Origin of the sequence: Halobaculum sp. XH14, from assembly GCF_032116555.1 — an archaeon.
Taxonomy (GTDB): Archaea; Halobacteriota; Halobacteria; order Halobacteriales; family Haloferacaceae; genus Halorarum; species Halorarum halobium.
On record NZ_CP134949.1, the window covers coordinates 1,212,778 to 1,232,043 of the forward strand.

Below are 19,266 nucleotides of genomic sequence, written 5' to 3' on the forward strand. Positions count from 1 at the left end.
ACCCGCTCGTCTCTGCCGTGCCAACCACTTCCAGTTCCACCACACCTCCGGCGCAGTTCTATGCCCCGTACCGACCACGTACCGACCAGCGATGTCGAAACGGAAGAAACACGGCGCGTTCACCCACCTCGAAGGCGAACTCGCGTGGACCATCGCGGAGCACCGAACCCCGTCGGACGCCATCGAGACGACGCGGAAACTCGTGGAGGCAGACGAGAGCGAGCACGAACTCCTCGGCCTCTCTCCGGACTGCGAGCGGGCGATCTTCTGGGACGACGCGCTCCGTGGCGTCAGAACCGCCGGGTTCGACGCCGACGGCGTCGAGGAGTTGAGCGCGGCGGACACGGACGGCCCGCGCCGGAAGGGCGAGTACCTGCAGCGCGAGGGCGTCGCGGACTGGGCGTGGGTCCACCCGCGCCACCGGTGGCTCCGGAACCCCGTCTGAGCGGTCCGTCCCACTACCACGGCCTACCGCACGAACCAGCAGACGGCCCGCCGGTCGTTTGTCGGGCTTACCCGGCACCCTCGAACGCCTCCGTCGGGGTTACTCGAGGAAACGCGAGCATTCGAAAATCTCGGCGAAACCACCCGACGACATGGCTGTTCATACTTAATCGGCTTCGTACTGACCCCGTTCGTGTCGTCGGTCACCGCCCCGGAGTCGGGGCCGACAGAAACCCATGACCCGACACAGTCACTCACGGCCGTCTCCGCTCGGCCCGCTGCTCGCGCTCACACTCGCCTGCCTCCTCGCGACGAGTGCGTTCGCGGGCACCGCGGCCGCCGCGGGGACGACGAACGGGACGAACCCGCAGACGGGGGCACAGCAGTTCGAACCGAACAACAGCTTCGACACGGCGACGGAGATCACGCCGGGCACCTACGAGGGGCTGAACGTCACCACGTTCGACGTCGACGTCTACGAGATCGAGCTGACGGCGAACGAGTCGATGTCGGCGTCGATCAACTTCACGCACGAGGAGGGCGACCTCGAACTCTACCTCGTCGGGCCGAACGAGACGATCCTGCTCAGGAACGAGTCGGCGACCGACGGCGAGTCGTTCTCGTACGTGCCCGAGCGAAACGGCACCTTCTACCTGGTCGTGACCGGATTCCAGGGCCAGACGAACGAGTACGAACTGACGTACCGTAACGACGCGTCGCCGTTCGCGGGCGTCGAGGACGAGTTCGAGCCGAACGACGACCTCCCGAACGCGACCGCGATCGACCCCGGGTCGTACGATAACCTCACCATCACCACCGGCGACGTCGACGTGTTCGCGGTCGAGGTCGCCCAGGGCGAGATGCTCTCGTCCTCGATCAACTTCTCGCACGAGCGCGGCGACCTGGACCTCTTCCTCACGGACGAGAACGCGTCGGTTCTGCAGGTCAGCAACTCGGTGACCGACGGCGAATCGATCTCGTACGCCCCGAACGAGTCGGGAACGTACTACCTCGTCGTCTACGGCTTCGCCGGCGCGACCGGCCCCTACGACCTCTCGGTGTCGGTGACGGCGGCCGCGAACGACACCGGGACGGAAACGGCGACGGCCGAATCGGGGACGGAGACGGCTACGGAACCCGGAACGACCACGCCGACCGGGAACGCCACGACCACCGAGCCCCCGACGGGCACCGAGACGCCCGCGGGGACGGACGCTGCGACGAGTACGGAAACCGAAACGGGAACGGAAACGCCACCCACGACGGAGACGGAAACGCCGCCCGCGACGGAGACGGCGACGAACACGGAGCCCGGGACGGACACGGAGACTGACGCGGGCACCGAAAACGGGACGAACACGGGTACCGATACGGCCTCCGTGTTCCGGGGCTGATCCCGATTTCGGACCAACGAGGCGGATCGCCGACGGGCCCCCTTCGGACCCCTTTCCGCGCCGTCGATCTTCCGTTCCCCATGCTGTCGAGGTTTTTCCGCGGCGCGGACGAGGGGCCGCTCAGTCGTCCGTGAACTCCGCGGACAGCGGATCGAGGTGGTCGATCCCAACGACCGCCACGACGTCCCCCTCGTCGCGGAGGTCGGCGAGTCGCGCGGCCATGTGCTCCTCCCGCGTCTCGTTTCGGAGGTCGCAGGCGCGGGAGGCGCGACAGGAGCCGAACGCGTTCAGCATGGCCTGCGACCGTCTGATCTGTGTCCGTTCGTCGTCGGCCTGGACCTCGGGGGCGTCCTGCCAGTCGCTCTCGTGGACGACCGGCGAGTCCACCTCCAGGCGAAGCCCGGTTGAGGCCGCGACTCCCGCGCCGAGTCGGCAGACGGCCGCGCGCCTGGTCGCGGTCGAGAGGCCGCGGATCACCGTCCGCGCAGTCGAGAGTGCGGGTCGTTCCGACCAGAGCCGACGGGCCATCCGGCCCGCGAACCGGACGCTCGGGCCGTCGATGCCGACGACGCGGTCGACGCCCCCGGCCGTCCCCGGACGCGCCGCCTGGATCGCAGCGCTCATCTCTCCGCCGAACGCCGGCGGCGTCCGCGCGTCCCGCGCGTACTGTTCGAAGAGGCCGACCGCGAGCGGCGGGAGTTCGAGCGCCAGCACGTCCGGGTCGACGGACTCGATCACCGTCCGTACGCGGAACGTACTGGCCGGGTGGTCGTGGACCACCCCGACGAGGACGACGTCGCCGTCGGTCGTGGAACTCGGACGGCGACTGACGTGCTCGCCGTCGACTCGTGGGTCGTTGAATTCGATCATCGGACTCCCCCGGTTAACGGGGTCTTACCGGGCGAAACTGCGGCGTGGAGATAAGTGTTGGCTCCGCGGGTTGCCGTGGACGACAGCCGGTGCGATATCGGTCACCAGTCGGCCAATGACCGGACTGCATCCCTCTCCATACGGACCCGGAACGGCACCCGTCACGACATCACCTCTCCCCCGTACCCACCCGGCCCCGCCGCTTCCGTGCCGAGCGTCTGATCTGTGACGTGGGTGCGACGGCGTGACGGTATGAACCGCTTACCGGGCCCTCGAATCGACCCGTCGCGATCGAGTGTCGTCTGTCCATCGTTTCGAGTGGTGCCGGGACACGTCCGGATCCAGCGCCGGGTTCGGGTCGACTTCTCACCACTGGAGCGGTCTGACCGCCCCCGAGGGACGGACCTTGGGGAGCGGTCGGATCGACTCCGCGTCGACTTCGCCGCGGAGATACCTCACGCCGCGGCCAGTCAGTTCCCAGACGTCGGCCCGACGGCAGTCCATCAGCGGGGCGATCAGATCCGCGTGTGCGAGGACGTGACATCGCTCGGCGAGCCGCGATTCGGACGTCTCGAACCCGGGACACCGTGCCATCGTCCTCGCGGTCGCCCACCCCTCGTCTGCGAGGTGCTCGAGGATGCGTTCGTCCAGCGTCTCCATCCACGTTCCCATCCGTCGAACGACCATCGGGAGGGCTGGTGTCGTCATCGTACAAGAACTTCTGCGTCGGTCCCGGCTCAGACGTTGCCGTCCGCCGACGCGGACTCGCCGCCACTGTCACCCTCCGCGTCCACCTGCTCGGCGTCGAACTCCTCGTTCAGATAGTCCCGGCCGCGCTGGGTGATGACGTACACGCCGTTGCCCAGGTTGTCGAGGAACCCGTGTTCGGTCAGCTTCCTGCACCTGTTCCCGATGTGCTGTGCCCCGTACGGGATGCGGTCGTCGTTCGCGATGTCGGAGGGGAGGGTCGGCCCGTTCTCCGAGACGTATTCCAGGATCCTGTCGTCCAGCAAAACCATCCACCGGGCCGACTTCCTCATGGTGTTTCCGCGTCCGTACAGGGTATTATCCATCAGGAATAGGATACTACAACACCTTGGAAAGAACTATAGTTATCTATACAGTATTATCGTATGTTCATGAATCCGATGGCGGACGGCTCGAGTCACTCGGCCTCCGGCGAGTGGGCGGCGGTTCGTGCCACCCCCGGCCGCCGACGGTTCGTGCCCACCCACAGATGATTCCCGGAGCACACACGAGCGGGCCCGCCCGTACGGACCCAACAGGAACACGAGAGGACCGCCACCGCGTCAACCGAACCGAAGGGACGGCCACCGGTGCCGACGTACCCCGAGGTCCCGGACCGGCCGCCGGTGTCCGGGAGGCTAACCGGTGAACGTTCCCCGCACCCTCTCGGCGCTCGAGTGGGACGTCCTCTGGATGCTATCGAAACGCGGTCCGCTGAAAGGCATCGCCATCCGGCAGGAGCTGATCGACTACTACGGCGAGGAGGTGAGCCACGCGGAGGTGTATCCGAGCCTCGACGCTCTGGCCGACCTCGAACTCGTGCGGGAGGTAGCGACCGACGGCCGGCCGCGCGAGTACAAGCTCACCGAGGAGGGGCGTCGCACGCTCGCACGGCGACAGATCTGGCAGGAAGGGCTGAGCAGTTCGAACAACGGCCCGTGATCGCAGGTTCGTCGACCGTCGTCCACGATCGCACGTCACTGCGAACCCCACGGTGAATCACGTCAACCGTGTGAGCGCCGGGGGCGACTACGCGAACTCCACCAGCGTCCCCTCGTACCGGCAGTCCTCCAGCGCGTGCTTCGCGCGGATGCCGGCCTCGTGGGCCGTCGTGCCGCGTCCGACGCCGACCTTCAACTGGACGTCGGCCTCGGAGGAGACGTGGTCGATGGCGTCGCGGTACTCGTCGACGCCCAGTTCCGGGCAGACCGAGATGACGTTGTCGCCGCCGACGAAAAAGGAGAGCGCGCCGTGGGCCTCGCGCATGTAGCGCATGAGGCTGGCGTACGCCTGCTCGATGCTAATGAACGAATCGAACTCGTTGAGCCGGTCGGTGTACTTGCCGGTCGCGTCGTTCACGTCGAAGTGGGCGATCCGGAGGTCGCCCGCGCCGGGGTCGCCGACGAACTCGCCGTCGAGCGCCTCCGCGCGGTCGGCCGACTGCGCGCTCCCGGCGTTCTGGACGAGTTCGGTCGCGGTTTCGAGCGCCTCGATGGGCGACTCGTCCACGCCGGTTCCGAGGCTGATGGTCACGGGATACCGGTTTCCGATGGACTCCTGGAGGAGTTCGTGGTCGGACCGGTCGAGGCCGTTCGTCACGGCGACCATGTTGTCGAAGCGGGTGAAGAACGCGTAGCCGTCACGGGAGCCGACGAACTGCGCGAGGTCGGCGAACAGCCGGGACTGGAGCGTCTGGAGGTCCATCTCCCGGCGGGGCTCCGGCGTCACGGTCCACGGCCCGTAGTTGTCGATCTGAACGAGCGTGAGCTGCGTCGCGGTCACTGTACCGACGCTCCGGAGCCCCGACACATACGCGTTACCGTTCACGGTTTCGTGATGGGGTCGGTGTGGCCGGACCCGTCCCGGACCCGAACGTGCGCCGCCGAATCGTGACGAACTCCCGATATCACGCGTGAGTCTGTCTGACAAAGGTTTATGTGCAACAGCGTGGTACAAATTGACATGGAAGAGCGCGATTCACCGTACGTCTTTCGCGACGAAACCGAGGGCCGCGTCGGCGACCGGGACCCCAACCCGGACGGGCACGACGTGGTCATCATCGAGGGTCGCGCGATGACGTACCGCGCCTACCGCGGGAACGAGTAACCCCGCCGAGCGGGCGGCTGTGACGTTTTCGCGGCGCGAAGAAGCGGTGAGCGGTGCGACCGTCCCACCGGTCGGGTTCGGGGACGTCGCCGCCGGCAGCCTCAGAAGGCGTCGCCGGTGGCCGAGATGTCCGCGTGGAGCCCCTCGCGGAGCGCCGAGTGGACGTGACAGATGTCCTCGCCGTGTGCGACGATCGTCTCGAGCGTGTCGTCGTCGACGTCTGCCTCGACGTAGATGTCGAAGCTGATGCCCGTGAGGTCGTCGTCGTCGTCAAGATCGGCCTCGGCGTCGATCTGGACCTTGCCGAGTTCTTCGTGGCCCTCCTTCTGGCCGCCGACGCGGAACGCCGGCAGGTAACAGGACGCGTAGTCCGCGACGAGCACCTGGTTCGGCGTCGGTCCCTCCTCGCCCGTGGCGTCGACGGTCAGATCGAAGTCGCCGAGCTGGCTGGTGCTCACGAAGCCCTCCTCGCTGACTGTTGAGGTCTCGATGTCGGTCATAATGCGTCCGGTTCGTTCGGTCGCGAGGGGCCTAAACCTTGCCGAACCGGTATGGACGACCGACCGAGTCGGGACGGACCGGCCGTGCCGTAATTACTCCAGCGTGAACGACTCGTCGCCGCCGAGCACGTGGACCTCGGCGTCGCTGCCGGTCGCTTTCACCTCGCTCACGAACTGCTCGGTGTCGATCTCGATGGGCGGGAAACTGTCGTAGTGCATCGGGAAGGCGTGGTCGACGTCGAGCCAGTCGACCGCGATGGCCGCCTGTGCCGGCCCCATCGTGAAGTGGTCGCCACAGGGGACGGCGGCCGCGTCGGGTTCGAGGAACGGGCCGATGACGTCCTTCATCTCGGACATCAGGGCGGTGTCGCCCGCGTGGTAGAACGCCGTCGCGTCCGCGTCCGACTCCTGGGTCGGCTTCGTGTCGGAGATGACGTAGCCCGCGGGCATGCCGCCGGAGGTGCCGTAGCCGGTGTCGATGCCGTTCGAGTGGTCCGCCCGGACCATCGTGACGAACGCGTCCCCGAGTTCGACCGTGCCGCCGAGGTTCATCCCGGTCGAGTCGTCGACGCCGTACTCGTCGGCGAGATAGCCGGTTAGCTCCGGCGTGCCGACGAAGTGGGCGTCGCGGAAGCGGTCGCAGTCGGCGATGTGGTCGGCGTGTCCGTGCGTCAGGAGGACGTGGTCGGGGTCCAGCTCCTCCGGGTCCGTCTCGGTGTACGGGTTGTCGAAGAACGGGTCGATGAGCAGGTCCGTGCCGTCGACCGAGACCGACCAGGTTGAGTGGCCGTGCCAGGTGAGTTCCATTGTCGCCATGACGGGTGGGAGTTCGGCTGACGGCCACATAAAATCGGTCGCCGACCTGACGGCGATCGGGTCGATGCTCGGCCGGTCCTCGCCCGCCTCGCCGGACTCCAAACGGCTAAACCCGGACCGGCCGACGTGCCACCATGCGACGCGCACGAATCCGCGACCCGTCCGGCGCGGTCCGACGCGGCCGGTACGAGAACGGCACGGTAGAGGCGGCGGGAGAGACGTTCGACGTGAGCGACCCGGCGGTTGACCTGCTCGCCCCCTGTGAGCCGACCAAGATCGTCTGTGTCGGCCGGAACTACGCCGCACACGCCGACGAGCGGGACGAGGAAGTGCCCGACCGGCCGATGCTGTTCCTGAAGCCGCCGAACTGCGTCGCGCCGCCCGGCTCGACCGTTCCGCTTCCGGCCGGCAAGGAGCAGGTGGAACACGAGGCCGAACTGGCCGTCGTCGTCGGCGAGCAGGCCAGGAACGTCGCCGCCGTGGACGCCTGGGACGTCGTCGAGGGCATCACCTGCATGAACGACGTGTCGAACCGGGACGACCAGGACCGCGAGCGGAACTGGGTCCGGGGGAAGGCGTTCGACGCCAGCGCCCCGCTGGGCCCGGTCGTCGCCGACGCTGAGGACGTGCCCGCGGACGCGGCCGTCGAACTCCGCCTGAACGGCGAGCGCAGACAGCACGGCACCCGGGACCAGTTCATCTTCGACGTGCCGACGCTGATCGAGGAGGTCACGACGTACCTGACGCTCGAACCCGGCGACGCCGTCTCCACGGGCACGCCGGCCGGCGTCGGCCCGCTCGCCGACGGCGACCGCGTCGAGGTCGAGGTCGAGGGCGTCGGGGTCCTCGCACACGACGTCAGTCGGAACTGAGACTCCAGGGCTCGGAACTCGCCCGCGCCCCGACTCCGCGATTTCCAGACGCGTCCCGCTCAGATCCCGGACACCAGATCCCTGAGCACCGCCCGCGGGTCGTCCGCCTTCGCCACGCCGCTGGCGAGCAGCACGCCGGACGCGCCGAGGTCGGCGGCGGCCGCCACGTCCTCGCCGTTCGAGACGCCGGCACCACAGAACAGCTCGACGTCCTCGTCGACGGCGGCGACGGCGGCCGCGGAGTCCTCGACGATGGCCGGGTCCGCCGAGGCGACGGAGACGTCGCCGCCGATGAGTTCCGGCGGTTCGACCGCGACCGCGTCGGGACCGAGCGCGGCCGCCGCGGCGGCCTGGTCGGGGTTGTTCGCACAGACGACCGTCTCCAGCCCCGTCCGCCGGGCGGCCGCGAGCGAGCCGTCGACGTCCGCCAGTTTGATGCGCCTCTCGGAGTGGTTGAGGAGCGTCCCGGCCGCGCCGGCGTCGGCGACGGCCTCGGCGAGCGTCGAGCCGGTGTGGCTCCCGTGGCCGACCGGCGAGACGTGCTGGGCCCACGTTTCGACCCCGGTGGCGGCGACGCTGGACAGCCGTGCGGCCTGCGGCGCGACGGTGATTCGGGCGCCGGACTCGGCCGCGACGTCGGCGACGGCTTCGGCGACGTCGACCGCGTCACAGGGGTACGCCTTCAGGTTGACGAGGATGAACATATCTGGGTCGGGGGTCGGTCGGGAGAAAGGCGTGGCGGTTGCGGCGGCGTTACCGGTGGGGGGCGTGGCGGCGGCAGTTCGTGACCGTCGGGGTCAGTTCTCGTTCCGCTTTACCACGTCGCCGAGCGTCATCGATCCGGACGACTCCGAGGACCACTCGGACTCGTCGGTGTCCTCGCCCTCCACGAGCGAGATGTCGAGCGCCTTCTCCAGTTTCCGCTGGACGTCGTCGCTCGGCAGGATCTCGCCGCGCTCGAGCTTCCGGATGACGCTGGCCTTCTCGTTCAGTTCCTTCGCGAGCTCCTCCTGGCTCAGGCCGGCCTGCTCGCGCGCGGTTCGAAGTCGGTCGTCGTAGTCGGTCGCCACCGTGTCCATCTCGTCGAACATGTCGCGCCGGCGGCGCGTCGACGACGAGGACGAACTCGAGGAGGACGAGGAGGAGGACGAAGACGACCCGCCCGAGGAGGACGACGTCGAGTACTTCGTCGAGGCGGACGACCCGCCGGCGTCCTGCGTGACCGCCGTCCCGAAGTCCGAACAGTCGTCACAGAGCTCCAACTCGGCACCTTCGACCTTCGTGGTGGTGAGCGAGGGCTTCTCGGCGCCACACATCTCACACTGGGGCATACCAGACCGTAGCGCGCTCCCACTGATAAAACGTGCGCCCCGCGGGTTCGTCGACGGGAATCTCCTGCCCGGTCGCCGACTTTCGAGGTGATTACCGGATACGGTCGCGTACAAGCCGGAAACTGGAGTTCTTTTTACAGCATGACTATCAGAATGTTTCAGATAGATTCAGTATAAAACAAACCGTTTCGAGACCCGTATGCCCGAAAACACTGCGATGGCGGCGTTCCTGGCGGAGCACCCGAAGCTGATCGGCGCACTGTTCACGATGACGCTGTTGCTGTCACAGGCCGGTGCGGTCGCGGCGAACGGAAGCTCTACTGCTGGTCCGTAAGTTCGGCCAGCCGTCGGCCCGTTACCTCGTCGCTCCACCGTATCTCGGTCGCGACTTCGATGGGAGACCTGGCCATGGTGAAGGCCCCGTCGAGCTCCGGGACGGGAATCGGGACCGGTTCCCCCCGTCCGGAGCCGATGAACCGTTCCTCGTCGTCCCCGAAGTGGCCCATCGACATCGTTCCCAGATCGAACGACGACGTCGGATAGCACCGTGGCGTGGCCAGCACCCGGTCGCCGTCCGGGTCGTCCTCCAGTTCGATCAGCATCGCCGCCCCCGTCGCACACTGGCACAGCTGGACCCGCGGGTCCCCGACGATCGTGTACGCGCTCCCCGCGAACGGGCCCCGACCGACGACGTCCAGGGCCGCGTCCAGCGGGAACCCCACGTCGAGCAGCCGTGCCAGGTCGCGGCCGACGCGCGTGGCCAGCGAGTTCGGGAGCTCGGTCAGCGACACGACGCCGCCGAGCGCGCCCGCCTCGACGAGCGCCATCCCCTGTCGGTAGGACGTACAGGCGTTCAACAGGAACGCGTCGACGCCGGTTTCCTCGAGCGCTTCGAGGTCGAGGAAGCCGTCGGGACACTTCACGCCGCGCTCGTCGACGTGGCCGACGTAGTGGAAGAAGTCGTGGTCCTCGGCCAGCAGGTCGGCCAGCTCCCCGACCGTGAGCTCGCTGTCCTGTCGAACGTCGAACGCGACGTGATCCCGGAAGCCGTACACCTCGTCGGCCTCCTCCGCCATCCGGTCGTCGTTGCAAACGACGGTGACGTCGATGGTCAGGTCCGCAGAGAGCGTCCGGTCGAGCCGGCTGCGGTACGATTCGACCGTCGGTTTCGACGCGCGCATCGGGTAGCCCGGACCGACCCACGCGAGCGACGTGCTGTCGGCGGGGCGCGGCGAGACGACGGCGTTCCCCTCGTCGGTGACGTTCTGTGTCGGCCCCCTGAGCCAGGGGCGCGACTCCGACCTGTCGCCGGCGCTCCGTGTGAACGCCGGCTCCTCGTCGCTGCGGACGAACTCGTCGAGCGGACCGCTCCCGTTCCCGCCGGGGACCGTCGGCGCCGGCGGCGGTGAGCGGATCGTCGAGAGGTCCGACGCGAGGAACGGGAGGATCGCGGCGTTCTCCGCGACCGGCTTCACGTCCGTCGTCTGGGGCCAGTCGATCGCCCCCTCGGTCGCCGACGTCGGCACGTCCAGATACGCGGCGGTTCGGTCCGCGAGGCTCGCGTCGTACCACGTCCGCCACGGCGGGTCCAGGCTCTCCGAGAGCGCCCGGTGGACCTGCAGGTCCACGTCGTAAAGCCCCGCCTCGCAGGCTCTCGTGGCACAGTCGAGCGTGAAACAGTGCCGAAGGATCGCGCCGAGTTCATGCGCCAGCCCCTCGCGGTCGGCCGGAAGCCGTCGGGTCGTCCCGCCCGCGGAGAGATACGGGTCGTCGCTCTCGACGATGCTCGCGGCGAGATAGTAGGCGACCGGTGCCGCCGAGAACAGCGGGCCGTACTCGAAGGGAACGCCGAGCGTCACCCCCGTCCCAGCGCGTTCCACCAGCGACGGGACGTCGAGCGAATCGCCGGTCTCGATCAGCGGCGGGTGGCCACGGAGCGTGGGGAACGACCGTTCCGGCGAGGTCGTCGCCAGCGCCGAACCGAAGGTGGACAGCGCCGCGGCGACGTCCGCGGGCTCCTCGGTCACGGTGATCGTTCCGGCCGGGGTCTCGTGGCGCGAGCGCGCGCCGATCCGGACCGCGGCGGGACCGTCGTCGAGGGAGACGGTCGGATAGCGGCCGTCGTAGTCGACGGACGCGGGGCCCTCGATCGAGAGGTACGCCTTCACGGGTGCGGTCGACAGTTCGAGGACGTGCTTTCCGGCCGGAACGGCGACGGAGCCGTTCGCCGTCAGCGTCTCGACCAGCGAGTTGTCCGGGGTCCGGACGTACACGTCCGCCGTACACAGCGGCGTGACGTGCCGTGTCTTCGCCTCCCAGCAGCCGTCGACGGGCGTCGGGAACGCGTTCCCGGCATCGACGCGGACCGGACGGTCGTCGTCCCCGTCGAGCCTGAACGGCAGTTTGACCTCCTCGATCCTGTCCGTGATCTCGTATCCGGCCGCACCGTCGGCCGGGACGATCGAGAGGGCGTCCGTCGGTTCGTCCGCTGTCTCGTTCACGCGACTCACCCGAGCGGATGCCAGCCGGTCGATCCCCACCCGTCGATGTGCCAGCGCTCGTCGGGGACGACCGCGCGGTCCCGGAGCCTGAGCTCCACGACGACGTCCAGCCGGTCGGCGAGCTGGGTCACGACGGCGTCGACGACCGGGTCCGAGCGGACGTCACCCTCACCGTCGGCTGCCGACCGTCGGGGCAGGTGGAACTGCGCCATGCCGTCCCGCTTCCCGACCGCGGACGTGACGTCCCGCAGCAGCGCGCCCGCCGCCGCCTCGCCCAGCGCCGCACGGATGCCGTCGACGCGGAACAGGCAGACGCGAAGCCGCATCCCGTCGTCCCGACCGCGTTCCTCGCTCCCGTTTTCGCCGACCGCGTCGCCGTCCTCCGCGTCGGCCACGGTCGCGATCGCGTCCAGAAACCGCGAGCGAAACGTTCCGTCACCGTCAGGCGGGACTCCCCGGTCGCCGGCCGGGGACCCGGAGGCGGCGGCCGGGTCGCGGAGGGGGTCGTCCATCCGGACGACCGCAGCGCCGTCCTCGGCCGCGGTGACCCCGCCGGGGAACCACGCGTCCGGGCGCGGCGCGTCGTGGGTCAGCCCGAGCACCCGCCGGCGCGGGTACGACGGGTCGCCGAAGTACCGCGCGGCCGCCACCCGATGTGCGTCGGTCGGCACGTCGCCCGTGACCAGCAGGCGACAGCCGTCATCGAGCGCGTCGAGCGCCTCCCCCAGCGAGGGGTCGGCTCCCGTCGTCCGGCTCCCGGACCCACCGAGCGATTCGACGGGCCCGGCGTCGGCCCGTTGTCCGTTCATGAACGTCCGGTCCCGTCGTGAGAACAAAAACGTTCGCCCAGCCGACGGTTCCCCTCCTCACGGCAGGATCGAGAGCCGGCCGGTCGGATCTGCCACGGCCGGGTAGGCGGACCCGGAGCTCACTCGATGTCCGACCACGCGCCCCAGAATCGCTGGAGCGCGGTCAGGTGTCCGACGACCGCGAACAGCACCAGCAGCAGCGAAACGACGCCGAGGCCCGCCACGAGCGGCCCGGGAACCACCGCGGCGACGACGCCGGCGAGGCCCACGAGCGCCAGCCGATCCGCCCGGCCGAGCAGGCCGCCGTACTCCCGGCCGATGCCGACCGCCTGGATCTGCGTGCCGAGATACGAGGTCATCAGCACGCCCGTCACCGCGGCGAGCCCGAGCCCGTATCTGCCGACGCCGGCCGCGAGCCCGACCAGGACGGCGATGTCGGCGTAGCGGTCCAGCACGTGATCGAGCAGGTCGCCCCCCGAGGATGCGACGCCCTGCTCGCGCGCGAGCGCGCCGTCCACGAGGTCGAGCCAGCCGTTGAGGAAGACGAGCAGCGATCCGGCGACGTACCACGGCGGCTCGGCGACGCCGAAAGCGACGCCGGCGGCGATCGCACAGCCGAAGGCGACGACGCTCACGGCGTCGGGCGAGAGGCCGAGCGCGTCGGCGACCCGGACGAACGGGGAGAGCCCGCGGTCGGCGACGTGGCGGAACCGGTCCAGCGTCATCGGTACTCCAGGAAGTCAACCTCGCCCGCGGAGGGGTCGCGCTCGCCGGCAGCGACGGCGGCCAGTTCGGCGGCGACCGCCTCGGGCGTCCGGTCGGTCGTGTCGATCTCGTACACCGCGTCCGCGCCGTGCTCCGCGACGGCCTCGCCGAGCACGACGTCGAGCGCCTCGCTCTCGCGGTTCTCCGCGGCCTTCGCCTCGGGTTCGCCGCGCTCGCGGAGCCGCCGTTCGAGTTCGTCCGGTCGGCACCGGAGGACCGCCACCCGGTTGGCCTCGAACCGGTGTGCGAGGTGCGACTCCAGTACGCCGTCCCAGTCGCCGAGGTGCTCCCGGCAGGCGTCGAGGTCCACGACGAGCGTGTCGCGCTCCCCGTCGCGCTCGCTCCAGAGGCCCGCCTCGCGGACGACGTCGTTCAGGTGGACGACCTCGCGGTCGAGCGCCGCCGTCGCGCTCGTCTTTCCCGTCCCGGGCGTCCCGGTGACCGCGAGCCTCACGCTTCCGCCTCCAGGTCGGCCGCCGCGTCGACCTCGGCGACGACCTCGTTGAGCGTCTCGACCGCCCGCCTCGTCTCCGACTCGGTCCCGCAGGACACCCGGATGCACCCCGGCAGGCCGAACGATGACGTGTCGCGGACGATGACGCCCCGCTCCTTGGCGGCCTCCGCGACCGCCGTTCCGTCGCCGACGTCGGCGAGGACGAAGTTGGCCGCGCTGTCGTAGGTGCGTGCCTCGAGGTTCTCCGTGATGTGCTCGCGCGCCCACCGGGCCGACTCGACGGACCGCTCGACGTGCTCGCCGTCGTCCAGCGCGGCGTCGGCCGCCGCCAGCGCGACGGCACTGGCCGCGAAGGGAGTGTTCACGCGTGCGAACGCGTCGGCCCACTCCGGGGGCACCACGGCGTAGCCGATCCGCAGTCCCGCGAGGCCGTACGCCTTCGAGAACGTCCGGGTGACCGCGAGGTTCTCGTGCCCGGCGAGCAGATCGATCGCCGAGGCGGACTCGGAGAACTCGACGTACGCCTCGTCGACGACGACGAGCGTGTGGTCCGCGACGCCGTCGAGCAGCGCGAGCAACTCCTCGCGCGGGAGTTCCGAGCCGGTCGGGTTGTGCGGCGTCGTGACGTGGATCATCCGCTCGCCGTCGTAGGCGTCGAGCACGCCGTCGGCGGTCTGGGCGAACCCGTCGGACTTCGAGAGCGGGTACGTGCCGACGGTCCCGTGGTGGTAGCGCGCGCTCATCCCGTAGTACGAGAAGCCGGGTTCGGGCGCGAGCACCCGGTCGTCGGGTTCGAGCATCGCGCGGGAGAGGTAGTCCAGCGCGCCGTCCGCGCCGGGGGTCACCCACACCTGTTCCGGGTCGACACCGCGCCGGTCCGCCAGTTTCTCGGTGAGGTCCGCGTGGGCGGCCGTCGGGTAGACGCCGGCCTCGCCGGCCGCCTCGCGGATGGCCTCGACGGCCTTCGGCGAGGGACCGTGGGGGTTCTCGTTCGAGGAGAGCTTCACCAGGTCGTCGGGGTCGAGCCCGAGCTCCCTGGCGACCTCCTCGACGCCCCGCCCCGGGTCGTAGGGGGCGTTCGCGGAGAGGTCTCGCGGTCGCATACGCGAGGGGAGTGGCCGGCGCTTCTTAAGGGTGCCCACAGCGGCGGTCGCGGACGTGGTTCGGATGAGGTGTGCTGGCTGATTCTGGACGCGCTACGCACGACGAGACGGTCGGATGGCGCGCGGCGTTCACGAGAGCGTTGCTCTCGTGAGCTCACGGGACGCACGGCGTCTCGTGAACGGCCAAGCGGAGCGCGGCCGCTCGTGCGAGGGACGAGCATCGCAGGCTCGCGAGCGCAGCGAGCGAGCCGAGACGCGCAGGAGGCTGTTCACGCGAGCGGAGTCGTTCGAAAATCGAAGATTTCGTGATGACGAAAGACGTTCTGGCGTCTTTCGAACCACGAGGGTGACTTCCGAGGAGCGTGCTCCGAGGTAAAGCACAGGAGGCTGGGGAAGGAGAGGTTCGGGGCGGTGCGGTTGCGCGGGTGGGACTGAAAGGGGCCGCGGCGGTCGGCGAACCCCGAACTCGCAAGCACCACAGCGCGACCGCAGGGAGCGCGAGGAGCGCAGCGCGGTTCGCGGGAGCCGAGCGCCGCGGGGGGTTTCGAGGCAGGGTCGCGACAACCGGATAGACTCTCGATCGAGTGCTTCCAGGCGAACCAGAACTACTCCTGGACGCGACAAATCCGAACCAACGTTCAAATACGATGGCGACCCAGCCGCCCCGTGACCTGAACGAGGCCCCGGCGCGTCAGCGGGTGCGCGGCGACTCGCGCCGGGGACGGACGACGCCGCCTGTCAGCCCCGCAAGAGCGACTGCCTTACCCATCCACCCCGCCGGAGCCGCCCACGTCCGCGGCTCGTCGTTCGGCCTCCGCCACGACGGACGGCTTTCCGACGAAGGCGACGCGAACGAGGTCCCCGTCGTATTTCACCGTCACGTCGCCGCGCTCGTGGAGCCACGACAGCAGCGGCTGTGCGTCGCTGCAGTTCGGAACCGCGAACTCGACGTGTTCGGTCGGCAGCGCGTCCGCCAGAGCCGCCAGCAGTTCGTCGATCCCCCCTCCAGCTAGCGCGCTCACCGCGACCGGCTCCCGGGTCTGGAGTGCCGACCGGCGTACGAGGTCGCGGCGCTCAGCCAGCGCGTCGTCGTCGAGTCGGTCGACCTTGTTGAGGACCGGAATGATCGGTCCCCGTGCCTCCGCGGCGAGCACCTCCGTCGTCACCGAGAGCCGTCGCTGCAGCGACTCTGTATCCGCGCTCGCGTCGACCACGGCGAGCACCGCGTCCGCGTCGGCGACCTCGCCGAGCGTCGTCGAAAAGGAGCTCACGAGGTCGTGCGGGAGGTCGTCCACGAGGCCGACCGTGTCGGTGACGAGCGTCCGTCGCCCGCCGAGGGTCGCGCGCCGGGTCGTCGTCTCGAGCGTCTCGAACAGTCGGTCCGCCACCTCGGCGGTACCCACGACGTCGCCGTGTTCCGGCTCGCCGCCTTCGATCGAGAGGTCGTCGGAGAGCCGGTGGAGCAGCGTCGACTTCCCGGCGTTCGTGTAGCCCGCGAGCGCGACGAGGTCGAACCCCTCCTCGCGGCGTTCCGCTCGGCGGTCCGCGGCCTCGGTCCGTGCGTCCGCGAGTTTCCCGTCGATGGCGTCGATGCGCCGTTCCAGGTCTAGCACCGGCGACCCCTTCTCGGTCGCCTCGTTGAGCAGCGACCGTTCGGTCGTCTGTCGGAGCCGCGGAAGCTCGTACTCCAGTCTCGCTCGTTCGACCTGGAGGTTCGCGACCCGGTTTCCGGCACCCTCGGCGAAGATTTCGAGGACGAGCCGGTAGCGGTCGACCAGCGCCGTCTCGTCGGGGAGGAGTTCGACGAGCGAGCCGTACTGGCCGGGGTCGAGCGTCCCGTCGAAGACGACGAGGTCGGCGTCGACGTCGCCCGCGACGGCCGCCAGTTCCTCGGCCTTCCCGCGGCCGAGGCCGTACGTGCTGTCCTCCCGTCGGTTCTGTGTCACCGCCGCGACCACCTCACAGCCGGCGGCCTCGGCGAGTCGGCGAATCTCGTCAGTGTTCGGTACCGCGTCGTCGTCGCGGGCGGCGACTACCGCGCGTCCGTCCCGCAGTGGTTCTCCTGCTTGCATCGGTCAGTGACCATCGCGTCGCGTTGCCGCGCCGACGGGACCGCGGCCGAGCGACGGGCGGTCGAAGCGTCCGTGTAACTATCGGCTGAAAGCCACCGCGAACAGACGTGCTGACCGCTCGCGGTCCCGTCACCGCGTCGGGTCAGGACGGGTCGAAAAGGGTCTCCATCGACAGGTAGATCGCCCGCCCCCGGTGTAAACGTTGGTACGGTGTGAGAGGAGTGCGCACGGTCGATTCACCCGCCTTCGGAACCCGTCCGTCAGCCGCGCGGCTCGACGACGTAGTGGGACTCGCCCTGCGCGACCAGGTCGGCGTCCTCCCGGAGCGTCACGAGGTAACCGGTCGGACTCCGTTCGAGTTCGTGTTCGGCGGTGACGCGGACGAGGTTGCCGATGAGCTGTGCGGACGGCGGTTTCTGGGCGGCCGCACAGTCGTAGACGGTGAGCAGTTCCTTCCCGTCGTCGGCCTCGTAGACGATGAGCCGGGCGTGCGGTGCGAGCCGCCAGCGGCCGTCGCCGGCCGAGGGGAGTTTCAGCGTCATTCCGCGCTCGTGAGTCCGGCCCGGTTCTCGATCTCCGCGACGACCTCGGTCAGTTCCTGCCCGTCGACGTTGTCGCCGTACACCCGGTCGACGAGATCTGGCAGGGCGTACGCGTACTCGCCGCGGGACCGATGTTCGATCACGCCCGCCCGTCGGAGGGTCTTGTTGCGACTGTACGCGAAGCGCCGGTCGCCCGACCCGCCCGAGGCGAGGTGGGCCTCCTCGGCCGTCGCACGGCCGGTCCCCCGGTAGTAGGCGAGCATCGCCCGCGTCACGTCGTCGAGCGAGCGGACCGCGCGTGCGAACCCCTCGACGACCGCCTCCCGACGCCGGAGTTCGGTCCCCTCCGCGAAGGAGGCGAGTTCGGCGTGCCGGTCGAACCCGGACCGGGACCGGGCGTCCGCGATGTCGACCCCCTCGGTGGGGGGAACCGCCTCCGGCGTCGCGGCTTCGACCGCGGTGTCGTTCGCCTCGACGGTCGAAGCAGCCCCGTCCGCGCTCGTGTCCGCGCCGCTCCCGTTCGAGCGGTGCCGGGTCGACGAGTCCCCGTTCGGTGCGACGCCGCTTGCGACCTCCTCCACCGTCGGCTCGCCGTCCGCTGTCCTGACGTTCCCGTCGACGTCGCGTGTTTCGCCGGCAGCACCCGTCCCGTCGGCGGCGTGCGTCTCGCCGTCGGCTGTCGAGAGCGTTCGCTGCTCGCCGCCCGCTCCACCGTCGTCGGCGACGCGCCCGCGTTCCGCGTCCGCGGCCTCGCGTGTGAGGTTTCGACCGCCGCCGCCGCGATACGGGGCCTCGGCCTTCCGGAGCAGCGCCTGTGCGAACGTATCGGCCATCGAGGACATGTCCTTGGCCTCCTCCAGTTCGCGTTCGAGCTGGGTGATCCGCTGGCGCTTCTTGTCGAGTTCCCGTCTGAGATCGGCGATCTCGGACTCGCGCCGTTCGCGCTCGTCCGTGATGCCCTGGAGTTCCGAGACCAGGTCGCCCGAGACGGACTTGAGGTCGGGCCGTTCGAAGTCCTCCAGCCCGGGAGTCGCGCCGGCGTCGAAGGTCCGCTTCCGGTGGAACTGCACCCGACGGATCGACTCGGCCCAGTCGGTCATCATGAACGCCTCGCCGTCGTCCATGTCCTCGATGGCCTCGCCGTAGTCGCTCCCCAGAATCCTGGAGACGACCTTCGTGTCGTTGTCCCAGGTAAGCCGGTGCCAGCAGAGCCAGTCGCACTGGGTGATGAAGTCCTTCTTCACGTCGGCCGGTCGCTGGGAGATGCCGACGATGCCGAGGCCGTGTTTCCGCCCGCGCTTGCCGATCTTGATGAGCGTCTTGCCGGTCTCGTCCATCCCGGCGCCCTCCGGGATGTACTCGTGGCACTCCTCGACCAGCATGAGGAACGGCTTCTTCAGCTTCTTCTCCTTGGCGAACAGCTGTCTGGCGGTCTCCTTGATGATGGCCGACGCCTCGTCCTCGTCGAGATAGCCCGACACGTCGAGGATGATGGGGACGTTCTGTTCGAGCGCGAGGCTCGCGAGTTTCCCCGCGTGCTCCTCGGACACCTGGATGTCGCACTCCTCGTCCGCGCCGGCGTGGAGGATCTCGAACTCCTGTTTCAGCCCGTAGTACTCGCCGTCCGAGTCGACGATGAGCACCGGGAAGTTGTTCGACAGGAGGTTCTCGATGACGACCGACGCCGTGTTGGACTTCCCGCTCCCGGACTTCCCGGTGATGAACCCGCGCCCGGTGAGGATCTCGACGACCGGAAGCGAGATGGGGGTGCCGGCCGCGAGGTCCGACTCGCCGCCGACGCCCTCGCTCACGTCGGCGACGGTGATGGTCTCCTCGCTCATTGTCCGTACCGAACCGGTCTCCGGCCATAAGTCCCTCCCCGATGTCTGACGGACGTCACGCGGTCGGGACGGTTGCCCACCCTCTCCCTGCCGCGACGA

The 19,266-nt window shown here is 69.4% G+C and carries 22 protein-coding genes; 6 read left to right on the top strand and 16 right to left on the bottom strand.

Annotation, left to right across the window (positions count from 1 at the left end):
* The first annotated feature begins 91 nt into the window (after positions 1–91).
* Together RJT50_RS06150 and RJT50_RS06155 are read left to right on the top strand one after the other, a co-directional pair.
* Positions 92–445: a hypothetical protein gene (locus RJT50_RS06150; protein WP_313695067.1), complete on the top strand. Its 354-nt coding sequence runs from the start codon at positions 92–94 to the stop codon at positions 443–445.
* Positions 446–680: 235 nt separating this feature from the next.
* Entirely contained in the window at positions 681–1,838 is a 1,158-nt protein-coding gene (locus RJT50_RS06155; protein ID WP_313695069.1) for a PPC domain-containing protein, read from the top strand.
* 120 nt (positions 1,839–1,958) lie between these two features.
* On the opposite strand, the gene RJT50_RS06160 is transcribed toward RJT50_RS06155, so the two are convergent.
* The 3 genes from RJT50_RS06160 to RJT50_RS06170 form a co-directional block, all read right to left on the bottom strand.
* Positions 1,959–2,708 (bottom strand): hypothetical protein, encoded by a 750-nt coding sequence (locus RJT50_RS06160; RefSeq protein ID WP_313695071.1) that lies wholly within the window; start codon positions 2,706–2,708, stop codon positions 1,959–1,961.
* 366 nt (positions 2,709–3,074) lie between these two features.
* Positions 3,075–3,416, bottom strand: a complete 342-nt coding sequence (locus RJT50_RS06165) for a repressor phrH2 (RefSeq protein ID WP_313695074.1) — start codon at positions 3,414–3,416, stop codon at positions 3,075–3,077.
* A gap of 29 nt (positions 3,417–3,445) precedes the next feature.
* Positions 3,446–3,748 carry a MarR family transcriptional regulator gene (locus tag RJT50_RS06170; protein ID WP_313695076.1) on the bottom strand — a complete coding sequence of 101 codons (303 nt, stop codon included), beginning with the start codon at positions 3,746–3,748 and terminating at the stop codon, positions 3,446–3,448.
* A gap of 352 nt (positions 3,749–4,100) precedes the next feature.
* Here RJT50_RS06170 and RJT50_RS06175 point away from each other — a divergent pair, with 352 nt between their 5' ends.
* The gene (locus RJT50_RS06175) at positions 4,101–4,397 is read left to right on the top strand and encodes a PadR family transcriptional regulator (RefSeq protein WP_313695078.1); all 297 of its coding nucleotides are present in this window, start codon (positions 4,101–4,103) and stop codon (positions 4,395–4,397) included.
* An 87-nt stretch (positions 4,398–4,484) separates the two neighbouring features.
* Here RJT50_RS06175 and RJT50_RS06180 read toward each other — a convergent pair whose 3' ends face one another.
* A complete protein-coding gene (locus tag RJT50_RS06180; RefSeq protein ID WP_313695081.1) occupies positions 4,485–5,237 on the bottom strand; it encodes a GTP cyclohydrolase III in 753 nt (250 codons plus the stop codon).
* Between the two features lie 180 nt (positions 5,238–5,417).
* Here RJT50_RS06180 and RJT50_RS06185 point away from each other — a divergent pair, with 180 nt between their 5' ends.
* Positions 5,418–5,561: a hypothetical protein gene (locus tag RJT50_RS06185; RefSeq protein WP_313695082.1), complete on the top strand. Its 144-nt coding sequence runs from the start codon at positions 5,418–5,420 to the stop codon at positions 5,559–5,561.
* A gap of 101 nt (positions 5,562–5,662) precedes the next feature.
* Here RJT50_RS06185 and RJT50_RS06190 read toward each other — a convergent pair whose 3' ends face one another.
* Together RJT50_RS06190 and RJT50_RS06195 are read right to left on the bottom strand one after the other, a co-directional pair.
* Positions 5,663–6,061 (bottom strand): OsmC family protein, encoded by a 399-nt coding sequence (locus tag RJT50_RS06190; protein ID WP_313695083.1) that lies wholly within the window; start codon positions 6,059–6,061, stop codon positions 5,663–5,665.
* A gap of 93 nt (positions 6,062–6,154) precedes the next feature.
* Positions 6,155–6,868, bottom strand: a complete 714-nt coding sequence (locus RJT50_RS06195) for a metal-dependent hydrolase (RefSeq protein WP_313695936.1) — start codon at positions 6,866–6,868, stop codon at positions 6,155–6,157.
* Positions 6,869–7,011: 143 nt separating this feature from the next.
* On the opposite strand from RJT50_RS06195, the gene RJT50_RS06200 reads away from it, so the two are divergent.
* On the top strand, positions 7,012–7,749 hold the full coding sequence (locus RJT50_RS06200; RefSeq protein ID WP_313695084.1) for a fumarylacetoacetate hydrolase family protein: 738 nt from the start codon (positions 7,012–7,014) through the stop codon (positions 7,747–7,749).
* Positions 7,750–7,808: 59 nt separating this feature from the next.
* Here RJT50_RS06200 and tpiA read toward each other — a convergent pair whose 3' ends face one another.
* The gene (tpiA, locus tag RJT50_RS06205; protein WP_313695086.1) at positions 7,809–8,453 is read right to left on the bottom strand and encodes a triose-phosphate isomerase; all 645 of its coding nucleotides are present in this window, start codon (positions 8,451–8,453) and stop codon (positions 7,809–7,811) included.
* Between the two features lie 93 nt (positions 8,454–8,546).
* Positions 8,547–9,080: a multiprotein bridging factor aMBF1 gene (locus tag RJT50_RS06210; protein ID WP_313695087.1), complete on the bottom strand. Its 534-nt coding sequence runs from the start codon at positions 9,078–9,080 to the stop codon at positions 8,547–8,549.
* Between the two features lie 199 nt (positions 9,081–9,279).
* Here RJT50_RS06210 and RJT50_RS06215 point away from each other — a divergent pair, with 199 nt between their 5' ends.
* Positions 9,280–9,414 carry a DUF7503 family protein gene (locus RJT50_RS06215; protein WP_313695089.1) on the top strand — a complete coding sequence of 45 codons (135 nt, stop codon included), beginning with the start codon at positions 9,280–9,282 and terminating at the stop codon, positions 9,412–9,414.
* Here the strand turns inward: RJT50_RS06215 and RJT50_RS06220 are convergent.
* The 8 genes from RJT50_RS06220 to RJT50_RS06255 form a co-directional block, all read right to left on the bottom strand.
* On the bottom strand, positions 9,398–11,581 hold the full coding sequence (locus RJT50_RS06220) for a hypothetical protein (protein WP_313695091.1): 2,184 nt from the start codon (positions 11,579–11,581) through the stop codon (positions 9,398–9,400). The two genes, RJT50_RS06215 and RJT50_RS06220, sit on opposite strands and share 17 nt — an antisense overlap.
* Positions 11,582–11,586: 5 nt before the next feature.
* Entirely contained in the window at positions 11,587–12,390 is an 804-nt protein-coding gene (locus tag RJT50_RS06225; protein WP_313695094.1) for a DUF7504 family protein, read from the bottom strand.
* Positions 12,391–12,509: 119 nt separating this feature from the next.
* Positions 12,510–13,115, bottom strand: coding sequence for a CDP-alcohol phosphatidyltransferase family protein (locus RJT50_RS06230; RefSeq protein ID WP_313695096.1), 606 nt, complete (start codon positions 13,113–13,115; stop codon positions 12,510–12,512).
* The gene (locus RJT50_RS06235; RefSeq protein WP_313695099.1) at positions 13,112–13,609 is read right to left on the bottom strand and encodes an adenylate kinase family protein; all 498 of its coding nucleotides are present in this window, start codon (positions 13,607–13,609) and stop codon (positions 13,112–13,114) included. The genes RJT50_RS06230 and RJT50_RS06235 overlap by 4 nt, the downstream gene beginning before the upstream one ends.
* Complete coding sequence (gene hisC / locus RJT50_RS06240; RefSeq protein ID WP_313695102.1) at positions 13,606–14,712, bottom strand: histidinol-phosphate transaminase; 1,107 nt, start codon at positions 14,710–14,712, stop codon at positions 13,606–13,608. The genes RJT50_RS06235 and hisC overlap by 4 nt, the downstream gene beginning before the upstream one ends.
* A gap of 761 nt (positions 14,713–15,473) precedes the next feature.
* Positions 15,474–16,784 (bottom strand): GTPase HflX, encoded by a 1,311-nt coding sequence (gene hflX / locus RJT50_RS06245; RefSeq protein ID WP_313695105.1) that lies wholly within the window; start codon positions 16,782–16,784, stop codon positions 15,474–15,476.
* Positions 16,785–17,044: 260 nt separating this feature from the next.
* Entirely contained in the window at positions 17,045–17,326 is a 282-nt protein-coding gene (locus RJT50_RS06250) for a hypothetical protein (protein ID WP_313695108.1), read from the bottom strand.
* Positions 17,323–19,167 carry a helicase HerA domain-containing protein gene (locus RJT50_RS06255; RefSeq protein WP_313695110.1) on the bottom strand — a complete coding sequence of 615 codons (1,845 nt, stop codon included), beginning with the start codon at positions 19,165–19,167 and terminating at the stop codon, positions 17,323–17,325. The genes RJT50_RS06250 and RJT50_RS06255 overlap by 4 nt, the downstream gene beginning before the upstream one ends.
* Between the last annotated feature and the right edge of the window lie 99 nt (positions 19,168–19,266).